Origin of the sequence: Chryseobacterium sp. AG844, from assembly GCF_003182335.1 — a bacterium.
Classification (GTDB): Bacteria; Bacteroidota; Bacteroidia; order Flavobacteriales; family Weeksellaceae; genus Chryseobacterium; species Chryseobacterium cupriresistens.
In genome coordinates this window covers 1-1,230 of record NZ_QGTV01000049.1, presented here as the reverse complement: position 1 = coordinate 1,230, position 1,230 = coordinate 1, and the positions used below count along the sequence as shown (strand labels likewise).

Annotated in this window: 1 protein-coding gene; it reads right to left on the bottom strand. The window is 31.9% G+C overall.

Annotated features, from left to right (window positions below; translation table 11 throughout):
* Positions 1 to 2: 2 nt before the first annotated feature.
* Positions 3 to 1,230 (bottom strand): IS3 family transposase gene (locus tag DEU40_RS22195; protein ID WP_110011862.1). Its coding sequence is split into 2 segments (ribosomal slippage), with 1,229 coding nucleotides annotated over them: positions 3 to 928 and positions 928 to 1,230; the frame shifts between segments, so codons are not numbered across the junction. This gene is flagged as partial in the annotation.

Genomic DNA, 1,230 nt, shown 5'->3' with positions numbered 1-1,230 from the left:
ACTTAAATCAGAGTAGGAATTTTCCTATTCTGATTTTGTTTTTTGTATGTTTTTAATTTCACGTTATTTTTCATATGTACTTGGCTGGGGATGTTATAATTTAGGGAAAAATGAGGTCTTAAATTATTATAATAATAAATTGATTGGTCAAGCTGCTGTGAGAGATTCTTAAAGTTTTCAAAAGTATCAATCAATCCAAACTCATATTTCAGAATGCCGTTTACCCTCTCTGCTACAGCATTCTCATAAGGATCCGAGTTCTCGGTCATACTGATAAGAATATCATTTTTCCTTAACGTTTCAGTATATTCTTTACTACAATACTGCAATCCTCTGTCTGAATGATGAATTAAAGAATGTTTATACACCCTGTTCTTTAGGGCTTGTTTTAATGCTTTCAATGTGGAGGCAGTCTGTAAATTATCACTTAGTTCATATCCTACAATTTTCTTTGAATAGGCATCGGTAATCAAATGAAGATAATAATTTTTCTCTTTAGTCTTCAGATAGGTAATATCTGCAACCCAAACTTTTTCTGAACATTTCAACTCCTTTTCTTTAATAATATTCGGGTATTTCTTCATCCAATGTCTGGAATTGGTTGTTTTAAAATAACTGTGTCTTCTGGGAATTAAAAGATAATTCGATCTTAAAAGTTGAAACAGCCGATCTCTTCCTATATGAAGATCCTCTTTTGAAAAATCATTTTTAAGTAATACATAAAGTTTTCGAGTCCCTATTTTAGGCATCTTTTTACGAATTGATAATACCAGTTCTATAATCCTTTTTTGATTATTGATAGAATCAGGCTGTTTCTTCCTTTTATAATAAGCTTGTTTACTGTATCCAAACAATCGGCAGATATCTTCCAGTGAAAGATTTGTATACGGCCTTATTTCCTGGATTGATTGGAACCAGACTTTTTTACAATTTCAATCTTCAACTCACGCTCTGCGATTTCTATAAATTTCTTAAACACTTTGAGCTCTTCTTCCTTTTTGGATAAAGCAGCTTCAAGCTCTTTAATCTTTTGTTTCTGTGGATCTTTCATAGGTCTGCCTTTACTTAATTGTTTTTCATAAGTAAAGTTACCATATTTTATTAACCAACTAGAAATGCATGAATTACCCCGAATATTGTATCGAGTTTGCAATTGGGATTTTGTATATAATCCCCGTTCATATTCAGAGACAACTTGTCGTTTGAATGCCTCACTGTATTCTTGGACAG